The sequence below is a fragment of the Edaphobacter paludis genome, assembly GCF_039993895.1.
In the GTDB taxonomy this organism is placed as follows: Bacteria; Acidobacteriota; Terriglobia; order Terriglobales; family Acidobacteriaceae; genus Edaphobacter; species Edaphobacter paludis.
The window spans coordinates 2,276,595-2,293,079 of record NZ_CP121194.1 but is presented as its reverse complement, the minus strand read 5'-3'; the positions used below and the strand labels follow the sequence as shown (position 1 = coordinate 2,293,079).

Annotated in this window: 19 protein-coding genes; 4 read left to right on the top strand and 15 right to left on the bottom strand. The window is 57.3% G+C overall.

The features are described 5' to 3' along the window. Nucleotides 1–5 precede the first annotated feature (5 nt). From P4G45_RS09505 to P4G45_RS09440, 14 genes are all read right to left on the bottom strand, one after another. Nucleotides 6–2,081: a type IV secretion system DNA-binding domain-containing protein gene (locus P4G45_RS09505; RefSeq protein ID WP_348266241.1), complete on the bottom strand. Its 2,076-nt coding sequence runs from the start codon at nt 2,079–2,081 to the stop codon at nt 6–8. Beyond that, on the bottom strand, nt 2,078–2,455 hold the full coding sequence (locus P4G45_RS09500; RefSeq protein WP_348266240.1) for a hypothetical protein: 378 nt from the start codon (nt 2,453–2,455) through the stop codon (nt 2,078–2,080). Before P4G45_RS09500 ends, P4G45_RS09505 begins: the two co-directional genes overlap by 4 nt. A 197-nt stretch (nt 2,456–2,652) precedes the next feature. Then, entirely contained in the window at nt 2,653–2,973 is a 321-nt protein-coding gene (locus tag P4G45_RS09495; protein ID WP_348266239.1) for a hypothetical protein, read from the bottom strand. Between the two features lie 12 nt (nt 2,974–2,985). Then, nucleotides 2,986–4,026 carry an ATPase, T2SS/T4P/T4SS family gene (locus tag P4G45_RS09490; RefSeq protein WP_348266238.1) on the bottom strand — a complete coding sequence of 347 codons (1,041 nt, stop codon included), beginning with the start codon at nt 4,024–4,026 and terminating at the stop codon, nt 2,986–2,988. Between the two features lie 65 nt (nt 4,027–4,091). Further along, nucleotides 4,092–4,484 carry a single-stranded DNA-binding protein gene (locus P4G45_RS09485; protein ID WP_348266237.1) on the bottom strand — a complete coding sequence of 131 codons (393 nt, stop codon included), beginning with the start codon at nt 4,482–4,484 and terminating at the stop codon, nt 4,092–4,094. A gap of 457 nt (nt 4,485–4,941) precedes the next feature. Beyond that, the gene (locus P4G45_RS09480) at nt 4,942–5,631 is read right to left on the bottom strand and encodes a VirB8/TrbF family protein (protein WP_348266236.1); all 690 of its coding nucleotides are present in this window, start codon (nt 5,629–5,631) and stop codon (nt 4,942–4,944) included. An 11-nt stretch (nt 5,632–5,642) separates the two neighbouring features. Then, nucleotides 5,643–6,494: a type IV secretion system protein gene (locus tag P4G45_RS09475; protein WP_348266235.1), complete on the bottom strand. Its 852-nt coding sequence runs from the start codon at nt 6,492–6,494 to the stop codon at nt 5,643–5,645. 30 nt (nt 6,495–6,524) lie between these two features. Further along, nucleotides 6,525–7,328 carry a hypothetical protein gene (locus tag P4G45_RS09470; protein WP_348266234.1) on the bottom strand — a complete coding sequence of 268 codons (804 nt, stop codon included), beginning with the start codon at nt 7,326–7,328 and terminating at the stop codon, nt 6,525–6,527. A 29-nt stretch (nt 7,329–7,357) separates the two neighbouring features. Further along, complete coding sequence (locus P4G45_RS09465) at nt 7,358–7,648, bottom strand: hypothetical protein (protein ID WP_348266233.1); 291 nt, start codon at nt 7,646–7,648, stop codon at nt 7,358–7,360. A gap of 8 nt (nt 7,649–7,656) precedes the next feature. Next, on the bottom strand, nt 7,657–8,940 hold the full coding sequence (locus P4G45_RS09460; protein WP_348266232.1) for a TrbI/VirB10 family protein: 1,284 nt from the start codon (nt 8,938–8,940) through the stop codon (nt 7,657–7,659). Nucleotides 8,941–8,944: 4 nt separating this feature from the next. Then, nucleotides 8,945–9,721: a TrbG/VirB9 family P-type conjugative transfer protein gene (locus P4G45_RS09455; protein WP_348266231.1), complete on the bottom strand. Its 777-nt coding sequence runs from the start codon at nt 9,719–9,721 to the stop codon at nt 8,945–8,947. Continuing rightward, complete coding sequence (locus P4G45_RS09450; protein ID WP_348266230.1) at nt 9,718–12,237, bottom strand: helicase HerA domain-containing protein; 2,520 nt, start codon at nt 12,235–12,237, stop codon at nt 9,718–9,720. The genes P4G45_RS09455 and P4G45_RS09450 overlap by 4 nt, the downstream gene beginning before the upstream one ends. Continuing rightward, nucleotides 12,237–12,533, bottom strand: a complete 297-nt coding sequence (locus P4G45_RS09445) for a VirB3 family type IV secretion system protein (RefSeq protein ID WP_348266229.1) — start codon at nt 12,531–12,533, stop codon at nt 12,237–12,239. Before P4G45_RS09445 ends, P4G45_RS09450 begins: the two co-directional genes overlap by 1 nt. Nucleotides 12,534–12,584: 51 nt before the next feature. Next, complete coding sequence (locus tag P4G45_RS09440; protein ID WP_348266228.1) at nt 12,585–12,911, bottom strand: TrbC/VirB2 family protein; 327 nt, start codon at nt 12,909–12,911, stop codon at nt 12,585–12,587. 289 nt (nt 12,912–13,200) lie between these two features. On the opposite strand from P4G45_RS09440, the gene P4G45_RS09435 reads away from it, so the two are divergent. Further along, on the top strand, nt 13,201–13,917 hold the full coding sequence (locus P4G45_RS09435) for a hypothetical protein (protein WP_348266227.1): 717 nt from the start codon (nt 13,201–13,203) through the stop codon (nt 13,915–13,917). Between the two features lie 208 nt (nt 13,918–14,125). Here the strand turns inward: P4G45_RS09435 and P4G45_RS09430 are convergent, their stop codons facing one another. Next, on the bottom strand, nt 14,126–14,344 hold the full coding sequence (locus P4G45_RS09430; RefSeq protein ID WP_348266226.1) for a hypothetical protein: 219 nt from the start codon (nt 14,342–14,344) through the stop codon (nt 14,126–14,128). A 309-nt stretch (nt 14,345–14,653) separates the two neighbouring features. On the opposite strand from P4G45_RS09430, the gene P4G45_RS09425 reads away from it, so the two are divergent. The 3 genes from P4G45_RS09425 (at nt 14,654) to P4G45_RS09415 (ending at nt 16,442) form a co-directional block, all read left to right on the top strand. Continuing rightward, the gene (locus P4G45_RS09425) at nt 14,654–14,875 is read left to right on the top strand and encodes a helix-turn-helix transcriptional regulator (RefSeq protein ID WP_348266225.1); all 222 of its coding nucleotides are present in this window, start codon (nt 14,654–14,656) and stop codon (nt 14,873–14,875) included. A gap of 92 nt (nt 14,876–14,967) precedes the next feature. Continuing rightward, nucleotides 14,968–15,585: a type IV toxin-antitoxin system AbiEi family antitoxin domain-containing protein gene (locus P4G45_RS09420; protein WP_348266224.1), complete on the top strand. Its 618-nt coding sequence runs from the start codon at nt 14,968–14,970 to the stop codon at nt 15,583–15,585. Continuing rightward, complete coding sequence (locus P4G45_RS09415; protein ID WP_348266223.1) at nt 15,582–16,442, top strand: nucleotidyl transferase AbiEii/AbiGii toxin family protein; 861 nt, start codon at nt 15,582–15,584, stop codon at nt 16,440–16,442. Before P4G45_RS09420 ends, P4G45_RS09415 begins: the two co-directional genes overlap by 4 nt. Nucleotides 16,443–16,485 lie beyond the last annotated feature (43 nt).

Genomic DNA, 16,485 nt, shown 5'->3' with positions numbered 1-16,485 from the left:
CGGTCTCAGACACGGATCGTTTCATCGACTGCGACCGGTACATCCTCTTCTTGATCGTCGTCCGGGCTGTCGGGATTGGCTCCGCTGGAGGCGATCTCTTCTGCGGTTGGCGCTTCAGGTTCCGCGTTGTCTTCGTCCTCCGTCGCGGCAATCGAAGGGGATGGAACTGGCGCTGGGGCGGGTGTAGCTGCCTCCAAGTCGATACTCGGCGCGACGGGTGCCGACGCCTTCGGTACGAGCGTCTTGGGGTCGAAGGGCAGCTCGTCGTCCTCCACCTTGCGCGGCACAAAACCGGGTGTGGTTTGTGCCACGTCCATGTACTCGAAGTGGAAGCGGGCAACGTTGTTGCCCAGCTTCAGGAAGGCATGGCGGTTCTCCAAACCGGAGATTTCCGAATCCATGACGAGGGGTTCAACCTGACGGTCTATGGTGAAGTTCTTGCCAGAACGGGAGCCGTCGAAGTGCGTCTCCTTCATGCGCTCGATCTCGATTTTGCCGATGGCGTTTGATACCCATTCGGCTGCTTTCGGCTCCGTCGTTTTCAGGAATATCTTGGTTGCGGGCTGCGAGAGCATCACTTCGGCAAGATGTCCGTAGATGACTTCCAACTGAGCCTTGCCCTGGAATCCGAGAACAAGAGGGTTCTTGGATTTCCGGTTTTCGGTGATAGCCGTATGGAGTTGCGGGAGACGCTGTAGGCTGGCGAGTTCGTCCAAGACGAACCAGACGGGAGTTTGGTTCTGCTGCGGTGCAGTGAGGAGCCGCATGACGAGTAAGTCGATCCAAAGGCTGTGCAAAGGCCTCAACGCCTCGCGTTCCGTGGCACTCGACGTAATGAAGATCCAACCCTTCCGCTCGACGGCCCATTCGGTCGCGCTCCACGTTTTGTTCTTGGCCTGTTCCTTGGTCGGGAGCATCCGAAGGCTGTCCGCCACCAATCCCAGTGAGGCCAGAACGCCATTCCGCTGCTGCTGTGCGCCCTTGGCGATCATGGCCTCCATCTCTGTCCCGCGCACGCGCTGGTCGATCTCGGCAGGATTGGAAAGCCACTCCACAAGCTGCTGCGGATTGGGGCCGTAGGTCAACAAGTGAGCGAAGATTTTCTGGGGCGTCTCGGTGAAGAACTCACCTTTCTTGTCACTGGTCGGCTGGTAGAGCGAGGCGGCGATAGCCTTGGCTTCGGCCTTGCGACGCAGTTCCTCGGACGGTCCCCAATACGGGCACCGTTCATCCAAAGGATTGAGGACCAGGTCGCCCCGCTTCTGATCGTAGAATCTCTGGATGAACTCGCAGGCCGGGTCGTAAACGATGGCGGAATGACCCCGACTTTGTATCTGCCGGAGCACTTGCATAATCAAAGTCGTCTTGCCGGCCCCTGTGTCGCCCATGAGTTCGATATGCTGCGCCTCGGCTTGCAACGGGATACGCATCATGTCCTTGGCCTCGGTTGTTACGAAGCCGATGCCATCGCCGTTTACGGTCTTATTGAACTCTTTTGGCGTGAGCAGGACGGGGCCTTTGAGCCGCCGTCCGTACTTCAATTCCTTGCGGCGGCGGATGTCTTTCCGAATGGCAAACGGGAGCTGCGCGAGCAGTGACAGGAAGCCGAAGAGGAGCGGCGGAGCGTAGATGCTGCGGAGCTGATCGCCGCCGAAGACCGCCGTGCGGAGGTAGGCATGGAGCGGCGCATCGAAGAATGTCTGCTCCGGCCCGCGATAGAGAATGCGAAGCCCTTGGGCGGCAGCCTGGGCCGATACGGCGAGCGGGATGTGCTTACCGTTCGGAGCGGCGGTCACGCCATCCTGCACGTCAGACTCGGTGGCGAGTCGGGCTGACTTCGCTCCGTCTCCGACGTAGAGGAGCTGGTACTTGCCCTTCCGGTTGAGGAATCCTCCTGCCGCACTCTTTGCGTAGATCGGTGTGTAGAACTGTTGCAATGGCGTCTGCCCGTAGCTGAAGCGCAGGTAGACAAAGATGCTCGTCAGAATCAGCGCAAAGAAGATCGCGCCGTAGCTGTATATGGGCGAGTGCGGTGGGAAGATGATGGTCTCTTTGCGACCCCATTGTGTGGTGTTCATCATGCACGCTCCAGGTCTTGCATCGCGTCTTCGGCGACGCTGCGTTTGCGTTTCTTGACCTCGGCAACCATGTTGTCGAAGGCTTCCGGTGTGAGCTTTTGTCCCGTGGCAAGAGGGCGAAAGAGGTTGGTGAGCATGAGGCGGATGCCCATGATTTCCGTAAGCTCCGTGCTGGCCGCCACCACACCGGCATCACGGGCGAGCTCGTCAAGGATGAGCTTGCGGATAAGCTCGCCAGGTCTCACTCCTCGGCGTTTTGCCAAGGCAGTGAGATTGCGAAGCTCCTGCTGATTGAGTTTCGTTCCGGCGCTCTTCAGGCGAAAGCGGGTTCTTTCCTCCGCTTTCATTGCGATTTCGCTATCTTCGAGGATCGCCATTGGATGTGTCCTCTCGCGTTACTCCAAGTTGCTCTGGGTTATCGCAGGGCAACTTAGTTCGGGCAACTCATTGATCCTGAACGTCCGCGTGCAGGTTGCTGTACGGCACCCTGCACGACCCTCGGAGGGGTGGAGTGTCAATATGCTTCCGGTGCGTAGCACCGTTTCCACCCCGCCGAGACTGCTCAGGGAAGCCACTACTTCGTCCCCTGAGTTGCCACTGGAGTTGAGGGAGTAGTTGCCGGGGGAGGCGAGCGCCGTCCGCGCTTGGCTCTCTCCGCAGCTTCCATCGGCCTGCGAATACGGAGCGGATGTTCGGGCTTCTTCCCATCCGCCGTCTGAGCGAAAGTAAGGAAGTCCTTGTCTTTGGAGAACACGTACTCCAGGGCCTTCGAGACGACCTCGTCCGAAGGTGCATTGATGAAGAGTGCGTACTGGTCGGTCCGTTGAGCAATCGACTCGTCAAGAGCGATGGTGGCGGTGACTTTGTTTACGGTTTGGACTTCAAGTAGTGCCATGCTGTTTCTCCTTTAGTGATGTATGAGTGCAATGGAACCTGTGGGCCTGTCGAACTGCGCCCACTCCGCAGGGAGTGCAAGCTGGGCAGAGTCGGCGAGGTCAGCGCGATTGAACTTGGTGTCGAACTCGAAGACTTTGGCGGTGCGGTCATAGCCAAGAACTTCGACAACTTCGCTGATCTTGCGGCCATTGGCGTACCGCTGTACCTGCACGACGTACTGCACAGAGTCCGCGATCTCTGCGGCGATGTCGTCGCGGTTGGCTTGCTGATGCGACCGCATCGCAAGCTCGCCAAAGCGACGCAGTGCCTTCACTGCGGAGCTGGCGTGAATGGTCGCCATCGAACCGGCGTGGCCGGTGTTGAACGAATCGAGTAGAGTCCGGGCTTCATCTCCCCGAACCTCTCCGAGGATGATCCGGTCGGGACGCCAGCGGAGTGCGGCCTTCAAGAGGTCGTTGAAACTCACCTGGCCGGTGTGTCCGTCCGTCTGGCATTCTGCGGGTAGCAGGTTCGGCTTGGCGATGCGAAGCTCGGAAGTGTCTTCGATGACGACGATTCGCTCCGACTCCGGGATGAAATCGGTGAGTGCGTTCAGCAAAGTGGTCTTCCCACTACCAGTTCCGCCGCTGATGAGAACGGTCTTGCCGGAAGCAATCAGGCCACTCAGAAACTCACCAAGCGACTCATCCAATGCACCTTCCTGGATGAGCAGCGGAAGCGTGTAGCGGGTTCTGGCGAACTTCCGAATCGTGACAGAGGGATGAGGACGGACGACTGGAGGAATGACGGCGGCAAGACGGCTCCCGTCCGGGAGTTGAGCATTGAGAAGCGGCTTGTCCGCTCCCAGCTTGCGACCGAGTTTGTTGGCGATGACATCAAGCCCTGTCAAGAGCTGCCGCGTCTCGAATTTGACTTCGGGTGCGGGGTAGAGCTTGCCACGGCGCTCGTACCACCACACGCCGTCGGGGTTGCCCATGATCTCGCTCACGGTGTCGTCCAAGAGCAGCGACTCGATGGGGCGAAGGAACGGAAGTATCAACTCGAAGCTCATAGCGTCCTCAGAGAAGTAGGCAGCCCAGAGATGCCGGGCTGCCCGCTTGGGTAGGAGAAAGCGGCCTATGCGACCGCGTCCTCGGTTGCGATCTCCTCGTGCTCTTCGTATTCCGCTTCTTCTGCGGCGTCCTGTTCGGCGCGGTCGAGCTTGAGGATGGACTTCACCTTGATCTCCCAGATGCGCTGCTTGGTGTCCGTCTTCTTGCTGTCGTACTCCCGGCTCCGCAACTCGCCTTCCACCTGGATATGTGCGCCCTTGGTGAGGGTGCCGGCGAACTCCGAGAGCTTGCCGAAGACGATGCAACGGTGCCATTCGGTGTGCGAGATGTACTTGCCATCCTTCTTGTAGGAGGACTTGGTTGCCAGCGAGAGGGTTGTGAAGCTGCGGTCGTTGTTGGTGCGAACTTCTGCGTCGTTGCCGAGAAAGCCGATGAGGGTTACTTTGTTCTGGTACATGGTCGTGTCTCCGTTTGTTGAATTTCCCGAACTTGCTCGGGTCACTATTAAGCGAAGTGGGCCCGGCTCCCAAGTGCCGAAGCTCTGCATTTACGGAGGGTCCGGAACGGAAACCGTAACCCGTAGGGCGGCGTAGCCGAAGCAGAAGAGCGAGCTGCCGCAGGGCGCCGGATAGGCCCCGAAGCAGTGACCGTGCAAAAGGCGGGATACAAAACGGCAGACACATGCCGGAACTGAGTTCTCATCTGCTCTTTGGCTGCGGAAGTTTGCCCCAACTGCAGCGTCATTCGAGCGACCGGGAACTCCCATGAGGGATGACCATTCGCCAACGACGTTGCATGGCTTCTGGCCTCGGTTCGCCGCGAACACCCTGCACAGGCACAAGTGGGGTGAAGCAGCCGGATTGGCAGCAAGTCTGGACATCGAAAAGCCTCGTGGGGATGGGTGAGTCTGTTCTCTAGCTGAACGCCTGGTCAACGCGGAAACGGATGATAGTCAAGCCGAGAGGATCAACCGTGGTCTTCTCGTTCGATACCTGCGGGTTGAAGACGTAGGTGACGGTGGCTGTCCACTTCTCCCGCTTCAAGACGCTTTGGTCGCCGGAGTTGGTGAACACCTTGTCGAACTCGATCCGTGCCGAGTAGGGCGACTGGCGCAAGTCATCGAGGATGACGTTCTTCACCTCGATGTCCACATACGGCAGAGTGGACTCTTTGACGTAGTTGGCGATGGTGTTGTTCTTCTGCTCCTGCTCAATGACGGCCCGCTGTACGTCGGCATTGAGGAAGTAAAGCGCCTGTGTCTGGTCGCGCTCGATGGTGTAGCGATTGCGACCAAAGTACAGGTTCGCCCAGCGGGTGAGGTAATACTTGTTCTCCGCCTCCTGGGGCCGATAGTCGAAGTTGCGATAGTCGATCGCTTCGGCGTGCCCAACATCGCTGATGCGGATGATGAACGGCTTCGCAGAGGCAAGTGCCTTCTGGCTCTTGAATACGAGCAAGCCAAGCATCACGCAGAGTCCAGCAAGGCAGAGCATGGCGATCTTGAGGTAGGTGTTCGTGACCAGTGGATCGCCATATTGTTCCAAGTACCGCTCCGCCGCACGGCTGATGTCGGGAGTGACTTCAGACTTCATAGATTCCTGCATGACGAGTCTCCTTATCCAAGTGCCATAATCGCGGTGGTAATCATGCCCATGCCACCGTCATGCCCGCTGCTCGAACCGGAGAAGATGGAAGCGGTGAGAGCCGGAATCTTAAGCAGAACGAAGACGTTAACGAGGATGAGCAACAGGAGCAGTGGGAAGTTCTTGACCATCGTCGCCGGGTCGGTCGCATTGATGAAGTTGGTGTAATACGCCGTCAGGATATGGCTGAGGACGCTGAGGCAAGCGGCGGCGACAACCTTATAGAAACTGAAACTGATGAAAGCCTTGAGCCAGCCCCAGAAGAGGAAGTCCAGTTTGTCGAAGACGAGAAATGGGATGAACACCGGGCCAAGGAGTCCGACAACCGTGCTGGCGATGGCACCGTATCCGACGATGGCGGCAATGAGTGCCGACAGCAGTCCAAGCAATACCTGCGTGATGGCGAAGATCAGCACAAGATACGGTTGCTCGAAGCTCGCCACCATGCCGGGGCCAGCGTTCTGTTGTGCTTGCGACAGAGTGTTCATCATCTGGTCTGTGCTATCCGTCCCAATGAGTTGAACGAGGTTCTGAGCGCCGCCGTTGATGTAGCCTTTGATCGAAGATCCCAGTCCTGGAATGGACGAGTCGTAATACTTCACCATGACATAGGCGAAGGTGATGAGCATGAAGAAGCTGAGGAAGCGCGACATGCTGAATCCCGGTCCGCCCTGCGAGGATGCAAGCGCCTCCTGCACTCCGAACCAGACGAGCATGATCGTGGCGAGGGCGATGCACATACGCAGGCCCATTGCGGTAACGGAGGGTGCGGCTGTCGCCGAGAGAGAGTCGCACCCTTGAGTGATGAAGTTCAGTAGTCCCATACTGCAACCCCCGCGTAGTGGATGAGGCGGTTAGTAACGCATTGCGGACGATGCACCGGAGTAAGCCGGTGCGACGGATGTCTGGAAGTTGTTCTGGTAGCTGGTGGCGTTCTGGAAGCTGGCTTTGAGGCTGTCCTGCTGCTGCTTGGCCGCCATCATCTGTTGCAGTGATTGCGTGGTGCCGATGGAGTTCGTCTCCTGCTGAGTGCGAAGCATGAGCAGGAGTGCCTGATTGATCCGCTGGAGAGTCGCCAACTCGGTTTGCTGGGTTGGGTCGATGGAGTGACTTGCGGCCTCCAGATTGGCGATATCGGTCGCCCGCTGTTGTGCATTTGACCGGATGGTGCCGAGAGTTTGCAGGGTAGTTGCGTTCACAGAGTCGTTCAGATCGCTTGTCGCGCCCTGGGCGGCGATCTGCTGCTGCGATTGCGCCGTCAGACTCCCGTATCCGGGTAGTTGCGATCCGGTACGGGGGACATAGGCTTGCGTCGCCAATGACGCGCCGCTGCCGGTGTTCGCGGCGTTCGTCCAAGACGAGGTGTTGTTGTAGGTGTTGGCGGAGGTATTGATCGCCGCTTCCCATGTGTACGGCGAGATGAACGGCTGGTAGAGCATCTGCGGAGCCGTCATCATCTGGCGGGTGAAGTTGTAGGCCTTAATGGCGGTCTGCATTTCCTGCAAGGTATTCGCACTGATACCTGTTTCCTGCACGAGCTGCTGAACGGCATGGCCCGATTGAGTCGGGTCGAAGACGATCCCCGAGCCGAACTGCGCGTGCGCGGTCGGTGCGAGGGACGTTATTGCGAGTGCTGCAAGCAAGACAAGTCGTTTCATGGCCGGTCTCCTTATCTCTGGGTTGGTCACTATTTCGGTTGTGGTTTGGCCGGTGGCTTCTGAGTCGCCTTGTTGGGGTCGTAGCTCAGGGCCGAACCGGCCCCGGTGTATGCGGGGGCAATGTTCTTCTGGAAGTTCTTCTCGTACTCCGCCTGGTCCTTTTCGATCTGGCGGCAAGCCTTGGCTGTATTCCTACGGTCAAAGCACTCGGTCAGAGCCTTGCAGGTTGTCGCGGAGTCGCCGGGAAGACACTTCTTGTCGGCGCAGCCTGCGAGCGTGAGCAGAGCGAGCGCGAATGAGGCATAGCGAACTGTTCGCATGGATTCTCCTAGAACGTCTGAGGTATGTTGTGGTTGGTGTAGGCCGGGAGGAGCATGTCCTGGGTGAAGTAGATCTTTACCCGATGCCCCTCGCGGATGGTGATGGTCGGCGGTATCTGCATGAACCGGTCAAGGATGGTGGTGGAGGATTGCGAGACGCTGGCCGCCGCGCCATTAGTGAATGCCTGGCTGCCAGACGTGGTGATCGTGCCACCGCCCGATTCAATCTCCCCCGCGCCGGCAATCACGCCAAGCGCGATGGATGTGCCGAAGATTTGCAGGTAGTGATTGTTCACCTTGTCCTTCAGTCCCTCCTCGCCGATCTGATCGAGACCGTGAAACTGGTCGAGGTCCACGGAGTAGCCGTCCGGCATGATGAGGCGGTGAAACACGACGGCCATCCGACGTTGCTGGCCGAAGCCTGCCGTGCCGATCTTCTTGGCCTCGCCCAACACGACCGTCCCGTCAGGGATGAGGACGTGTTGGTGGTCGTGCGAGTAGAAAGGGTTGGAGACGAGCACCTTGACCGGGCCGACGGCATCTCCGTCAAGCCGGTTCATCAGCACCGTGTCGAGCACCGCGCCCTCGAAAATGACGTAAGGCTGCCCAACCGCTGAATTCAGGTTCACTTCAGGAGCTTTCTTGGTGGCCTCTGGAGCGGGTTGCTCTCCAGCCGCACGGCCTGGAACGAAGCTGGAACCTTCGCCGCCCGCTAGCGCTGCGGCATAAGGATTTGCAGCGGAGACAGGCATCATCTGGGGCGAATTCTGCGGCTGGCTCTGACGCTGCTCCTCCTCCTTGCTGTGGCTGTAGGCAAGATTCGACGCGAAGCGAGAATCGAAGGTCAACTCTCGCTCCTTGTTAGCGAGCTGCTGTTGTTGCTGCTGCTCGGGCGTGAGCTGAGGTTGGCCGTTGTTCTGCGGCTGACCCTGCGCGGGCGGCATGTTGGGTTGGCCGTTTGGGCCATACATCGCCGCTGCCTGTTGTTGTGCTGGTGTCTGCGACGCCGCCATCGCCGCCGCAAGCTGTGCGTCCTGCTGCTGCTTCTGCTTTTCAGCAGCAAGCTGGTTCTGGAGGTCGGCGATGTTGTTGGCGGTGTTGTCCTGCACGAACGGCTGCGGAGGCGTTCCCTTGGCTGGGGTGCCGTTCGGCGTCTTCTTCTTGGAGCTGAAGAGGCTCGCCGTGATGAGCAGAAGAATGGCACCCAGATAGACGAACATCTTGATGTTCTTGCGTATCACGCCCTTCGGCTCGGAGGCATTCTGCGAGAGCTGCGGTGTCTGATCCGTCATGACATTACCCCTTTCGTGAGAAGTCCATGTGCTTCTTGCCGATCTCGATGTATCCCTTGTCCACGATCTTTGGGATGATGTAGGTGCCGTCGCGCAGGTCATAGTTGATGAGGTCGGGCTTGCCGTCCTTCATCTCGTACACGCTGAACTTCTCGCTGGCTGTCGTCTTGATGTAGGTGAACTTGTCGTCGTGGTAGATCGACTGGACAGCGAACGGGTCTTCGTTCTTGAACGTGTAGTCGAACTTGAGCTGCAGCGGATACGCACTCTTGTACTCGTCTACCGCCTGGGTGACATGGCTCTGTAAAGTAGCGAGCTGCTGTTTGGCCTGGTCTAGCTGTGCGGCTGGGACGTACTGCGCCGGTCCTGCCGAGGCTGTGATGGAAGACTGATCTGCGGGCTGGACGATAACCTTCAGGTCGGGATCGCCGCCCTGGGCGGAGATGTCCTGCAAGGTGAAGCTGTAGATGTTGCCCTTGTCGGTAATCAAGTTGAGGTTGGTGCTGATACCCGGCTTGGCCGGGTGAACGAAGCAGAAACTCCCCACCACATCGACGATCCAGAAGTCCTTGTCGCCGGTCGCGGCCTCCATGATCTTTTCGGTAGTAGGCACCACGATCAAGGTCGTGTACTTGACCTTGGCGCGGATGGGCACAATGTCCTGCGAGTGGTACTGCACCGTCCGGGCTTGTTCGGCGGGTGCAGCGGGTGCGGCCTGGGCAAAGGCCGTAGTCGAAGACAGGGCCGATGCTAGGGCGAGGGCGAGAAGGGTGATCTTCATGCGACAGCTCCTTTGCGGTTGGGGGTTGCGGTGGACGCTGCGGGTCTCTTCTCCGTGGCGTGTTGCTTGGGTGGAAAGGGGTGATCTTCAGCCAGACGGCGGACGCCCTCGGCGACGCCGTACCGGGCAAAGTAATCGCGCTTAAGCTGGTTGTCTTTGGCGTTGTTCGTCGCAATCCAGTACGAAACCGAATCGACGTTGAGCCGGACTTTCTTGGAGGTCTGGGCTTTACGGATGAGCATCTGTCCGCGTGTAAGGTCGGAGATGATTTCGAGTTCCGTATCGTTGAGGTGAAATGCCTCGCGGTATACCTCCCGGTTCATCTCCGGGTTGGCAAGGAAGATTTTGGTCGGGCAACTCTCGGAGACGATCTGCAACATCCCCGACTCCTCAAGCTCCTTGATGGACTGCGTGGCGAGGATCATCGCGGCGTTGTGCTTGCGCCAGGTTTTCTGAGCGGTAACGACATAGTTCCGTATCGTCTCGTTTTTGATGAAGAGCCAAGCCTCGTCCAGCAGGAAGAGCTTGAAGGTAGAGAGCCGTTGTGGATTGCCGATTTCAAGCGAGGCCCGATGCAGGACATAGAAGAGCAATGGCTCCAGCACGTCCGGCGCATCGCCCCAACCGCCGAAGTTGAAGGTCTGGAAGCTGGAGAACGTGAGCGTGTCTTCGCTGTTGTCGAAGAGGAAGCCATACTGCCCGTCAGCCGTCCACCGATGCAGCCGCTCCTTCAACTCGCCGATAATCTCGGCGAAAGTCGAGAGCGTTCGCTGCGCTGGCTCGATGACGTACATATTCTCGATGGCCGCCCACAGCTTCCGCTCCTCCTTGAAGTCGAGGTGATACCGCTGGCCGGTGCCCTCGATCAAGACACGGAAGAAGGAAAACAGAAATTGCAGGTTTTCCTTGGTGGGCTCAAGAGAGAACGGATTAATACGGAAGTCACGCGACTCCTGGCCGACGTTCAAATAGCTCCCGCCGAAGATCTCGGTGAGCGACTGAAATGAACCGCCGATGTCGAAGATGTAGCTGAGTGGCTTGTACTTCTGGGCATTCGTGAGCAAGAAATTACATAGGAAACTTTTGCCTGAGCCGGTCATTCCGAGAATGAGCGTGTGCGCCACCTCGCCGTTATGCAGGTTGAGGTAATAGGGCGTGGCATTGTCCGTCTCCATCACGGCCATGTACTCAGTTCCCAGATGCGGGTTGTATTTCTCGCCTTGCAGGATGGTGAAGAAGAAAGATAGATCGGCGTAGTTACTCAACAGCATGTACATTTTGCGGAGGTTCTGCGCGTAGTTGCCGGGGACCACGGCGAAGAGCGCATTGAGCTGGTTGTAGGTCTCCGCGAAGAGCGAGCCGTCTGCGTTCGTGAAGACAGTAGCGAAGTCGGCAATCTCGCGGTCGATGATGGCCTTGTCCTTGCCATACAGAACGATGGTCAGCGATAGATCGCCAAGGGTCTGTCCGTCGCTGAGTGCCCGCAGGCAGTCGCCAAGGACCTCGATGTCCGCCTGTTTGCCTTCGTCGATCAGCACGTCACGCTGATTGACCTTGCTCTCATCCTTCATGGAAGAGATGAGTCCGGCCTTTGACATATTGGCGTGACGCCGCCGTTTCACAACTTCCTTCTTGGCCGCGTCGGTAGCAAGTTGAGTCCATTCGGTAACGGCGTAGAAATTCGCCTCGATCTTGAGCAGCTTGTCGAGCACCAGCGGGCGCGTCTCTGTGATGGACTCGCGCATCGTCAGCAGGCGAACGAAGTGATCGCCGATACGGAGGTGGTCGCGCTCCGCTTCGATGTCCGAGTTCACCACCTGGAAGTCGAGATACTGCGAGGTCTGCGGCTTGCCGGCGATACGCCACGCATCGAAGTTGAGCAGACGGCGAAAGAAGTGGAACTGGTCGTCGGACGAAAGTATCTCGATATCGACCTGATCTCGGAGCTGCTGCTCAAACGCCTCGACACGCTGCTTGAGCCGAAGATGATCGCGCTGTATCTGAGAGCGGAGCAACACCTTCATGACGTTGCTGGTGAACTGCGCTTTGAGCTCTCGAACCGCGCCCTCTGGATCGCTTGGGAGTCGTCCCAACGCGGCCATGATGCCGGTCTTGGACCTTGCTCCCTCAAGCACCACCGCGTAGTAAATCTCTATCTCGTAGAGATGGTCGCGCTTCGACTCGAAGAATTCACGGCGCTGGTCGATGGCCGCGTCGATCAGCGGGTCGCCATAGCGAGCGAATGGCATCTCTGGCCGATTCGTCTTGAAGAGATACTGATAGACATGAAATCCTGGCCCGAAAGATTTGAGGGCCGCTTCCAGCCGCTTGACCGCGAACTCCTGTCCCGCCTGGTCAAGGCTCTCGAAGTCTACTCCGCAGACCTTGAGGATCATGCCGAGGTCGCCGCTCTTGGTCAGGAAAGTCGTCTCATCCCAGAATCCATAGAGGTTGATGTTCGCGTTCAGCGAACTGGCCTCAGTCCACGGCTTGATGATCTTGGCGAGTCGCAGCATCAGCGTATCTCCACGTTCGGGACTTGTTGCTTGGCAGCGTCGTAGCGCAACTTGAAGCGTTCGGACTTGCCCATGATCTTGAGAAATGCCGGGTCGGTGGTCGTGATCCAACGACCGAAGATGTAGCCGCCGATGAAAACTGCGGCTCCGGCAAGGAGCGAGTTGAGGAGGTTGAAAGCGCCGACTGCTCCAACACAAACGAAGTAGAAGACGGTGCGCTCGACCCCGAGATACGTGAGGGGCTTATGCAGAGCCTTGTAGACCCGATTTCGGCGTCTTGGTGTGAGTTCTGTCATAGAGCCCCTCGCGGGTGAGTGAAGCGTGAGCGGAAGGACGAGACCAAGGGGCTACGAACCCCACAGCCAAGTCAGGATGTTGGTGGCCATCACCGCGATTCCGGTGCCAGCCGCAACTCCGGCGAGAGTCTTCTTCGCGCCGGGTTCTCCGTGGGCGAACGCATACCCGCCCAACACAATCGCAATCAGGCTGCTCACCTTGGCAATCGTTCCGGTGAAGAGCGTCTGAATGGATGTGAGACCTGTGTCAAAAGGCGAACTCCCGGTTTGCGCGTGAGCTGCCAGTGGAAACAGGAGAAGGGTGAGCAGTAAAAAACCCGAGAAGGAAGGCCGAAGACTCGGCCTCTCAACTCGGGCTGCACGATGAAGCGTCTTCATATTTGCACCTCCATCCGACTTGAATCGTGTCGGGTATGGCGCAAACCTACGGGTGGCTATCGCAGCAAGTCCAATGACTTTTTGGCGGAGGACTATTCCAAGTTGGAATACATGCGAGGTCGAATCAGGTACTGGGCTGGTTGGAAGGGTTCTCGATTAGCGCATTGGCCTATTAGCGTACTTTGAGAACCGCCAGACCGGATTACTTCCGCTATGCCGACTTCACGTTACTTATGTTGAGAACGTCTGCCTGCGTAGCCAGCGTGGATACAAGAAGTAGAATGCCTCCATGGCCGGATTCGCAGTTGTGATGACATTCCTAACGTGGGGATTCATTCTCACGATCGTCAGCATCGTTCTTTCGATCATCCTGTTTAAGTTTGCAAAACGCTCTTTCCCAACGTCAACCTATGCTGCCAAACGTTATCGCATACTCAATGCTGCCGCGCCATTTCTAGCGCTAGGATGGTTGGTCGCGGCACTGATATTGCACGCTTTCATCTCGAATCACATCGCTCATCAAAGCGTCGGCTACAGCCCTGACCCCTACGTCACTCTCCCGAACGGCTACGTAGTAGGCAGTCTGAACACTTACTCCGGCTATGTTCGTGCACCGGGAGTGACCACGGATGTTCCATGGGTCGGGCGTGGCTACGTTCGTGGAATCATTGACCTAGAGTTCCACGATGGGCGTTTCGTTGGCACCTATTTGGACAGCAAGTCGCAGTTTCAGCCACAAGGTACTGATCACGTTAAAAACTTCGTATTTGATACGCGCGATCAGTCCATCCAGACTTCGGATACGAACACTGCGGGTGACTTCACAAGTCAACAGAATAGTGTTCACCAAGATCAGAACGCTTACTGGAATCTATATGCCCAAAATCGTCATAGCTGGCCTACGGTGGTCTTCTGGGTCATTTTGCTCGGAGGCTGGGGCGCTCTTATCGCTGTTATTCAGCTACTGAAGCCAGCGGATTCTCTCTCGGAGCACGGCAGCATCTAAGCTAGCGCGGTTTCGCTAATTGAGTGCATCGCGGATATGGACGTTAGTCCTCATAAACGCCCTTCTCGTCATTTGTGATCTGGATGAGTGCGAAGTCGCCGATGCACTCGGTGAGCTTCCTGCATGTTGAAAGCTCCGTATGCTCGAGCCGTTATCAAACCTGAAAGTTGCTTATGATCTGCAGACTGATGACATGTGTCTGGGAGATTCACTCCAGATCGTAACGATGAAGGATCTCGGGTTCACCTACGCCCGGCCGGATGACCGCTGCTTCCAAGGTGGGCTTAATGGAGAGGGAAAACGTGAAGCTCGTACCGTCCGTCAGGTCGATCAAGACTTCGGTTCCGTCTCCAGTGTCCTTATAGATACGCAGAGCCTTGATGGTCTTTCCCGATACCTGGGGACACTCAATGTAGTCGTCCGACATGACTGCTGACCTCACACGAAGCGGAATGGCCGTTCAAATGCAATTTCTGCAAGGGCCGCGCCCGAACTCGGGCGATCTGCAACTGGTCAAGCTCAGCGGAAACCACCGCAGGTTTTCTACAAGTAAAAGACGAGGTAATCATCCTTGAGTTGCAGAGAGAAGTGCAAGCGATTTGTTGGCAAACGGCTGCCATTTTGGCAGTTTCTATCGTTTGCCTACTGCGCTGCGAGACCAAGCGCTTGCGCCAATCAATGAATATCACACTCATCGTGTGTAGACTCATAGTGGTCACAATCCAAGTATGGATGAGTGACTTCTCCCTCCGTAAAAGCTCGATTTGGCTCCTCATTGCGAAAGCTCCGCGACGAACGCGGATACTCGCAAGAGGAATTGGCCGAACGGGCGGGGCTGCACCGGAATTACGTGGGTGGGGTGGAGCGAGGGGAGCGGAACGTAGCCCTTGAGAACATCATCAAGCTAGCTCGGGCACTCTCAGTGCCGCCGCGAGAGCTGTTTGCAAACTTCCCGTGAGCCGACAGGCGTGCAAAGTCCATCTGCGATTGATTTAGGGCGTATGGATAAAATCCTCGGAAAGAAATATCATTATCCGAGGAACGTATCCCATGTCTGTTTCAGTTCCATCGCCGACCGCAGAGCACGCTCTGAGCATTTTTAGAGCGCACGGTGGCGTGCTCAAGACAAAGAGTGCAATAGAGCTGGGAATACACCCAAGAACGCTTTATGCGCTTCGAGACGCTGAGCGGCTGGAACGTCTGGATCGTGGCCTCTACCGGATTGCCGATGGAAAGCCGCTCGAAAACCCTGATCTCGTTACGGTGGCCCTCAAGGTTCCAAAGGGAGTTATATGCCTGATCTCGGCACTCGCGTTTCATCGCATGACGGCGCAGGTTCCCCATGCCGTATACCTAGCGATTGAGGCGAGCGATCAGGCCCCAGCGCTTCGTTATCCTCCCCTCCGGCTGTTCTGGTATTCAAAGGCCGGGTTTGAGGATGGGGTAGAAGCGGTTGTACTCGACGGCACGAAGGTCCGCATCTACTCGATGGAAAGGACTCTGGCGGATTGTTTCAAGTACCGCAACAAGATTGGAATTGATGTGTGTGTCGAGGCGCTGAATCTGTACCGGCGTCGGGGACGAATGCAGCTCGATAAGCTGGAACACTATGCCAAGCTGTGCCGCATCGAACGGGTGATGAGGCCCTACATGGAGGCCATTCTATGACCGTCGATGTTGTGAAGAATATGGGCGCTTCCGTGCGGCAACGACTGCTCAATTATGCGAAGGCCAACGGCAGGCCCTTCGCTGAGGTATTGCAATATTACGCGATGGAGCGGTTCCTTTACCGTCTTTCGATGTCTCCGCACGTCGAAGCCTTTACCTTGAAGGGTGCCTTGCTGCTCACCGCCTGGCAAGCGCCCATCTCCCGGCCAACGATGGACATCGATCTTCATGGCCGAACGGACAACGCTGTAGACGCGATCATCGCGCTCATGCGCGAGATCTCGCAAGCGGAAGTCACAGACGACGGAATCGTCTTCGATCCGTCGTCCTTCGCCGGCGAAGTCATTCGAGAGGATGCCGACTATGCGGGTGTCCGCACGACCTTTGTCGGGCGCGTTGATAGCGCGCGAGTCCACATGCAAATCGACATCGGATTCGGGGATGTGATGACACCAGGACCGGAGACGCTGACATATCCGACGATACTCGACTTTCCCGCTCCAACACTCTCTGGCTATAGCCGAGAAACTGTGGTGGCCGAAAAGCTACAGGCACTCGTCCAGCTCCGAATGCTGAACACACGGGTGAAGGACTACTTCGACCTTTGGCTGCTGACCCGTCAACCGGAGTTGAGCAGGGAAGTTCTGGTCGAAGCGATCAAGCGGACGTTTGCAAACCGAGGGATGGAGCTCGACCTCGATCCGATTGGACTGTCATCGGCTTTCGGCAATGATCCTGCGAAGCAGATGCAGTGGAGTGCATTCGTAAAGCGGTCCAGGCTCACGGAAGCGCCCGCCAAGCTCTCCGAAGTAGTGGAAGAACTGCGTCTGTTTTTCGCACCCATTCTCTCTCGATGAGAGACCCCAAATTTAGTTCTGGTGTGAGATACCCTAAACATAT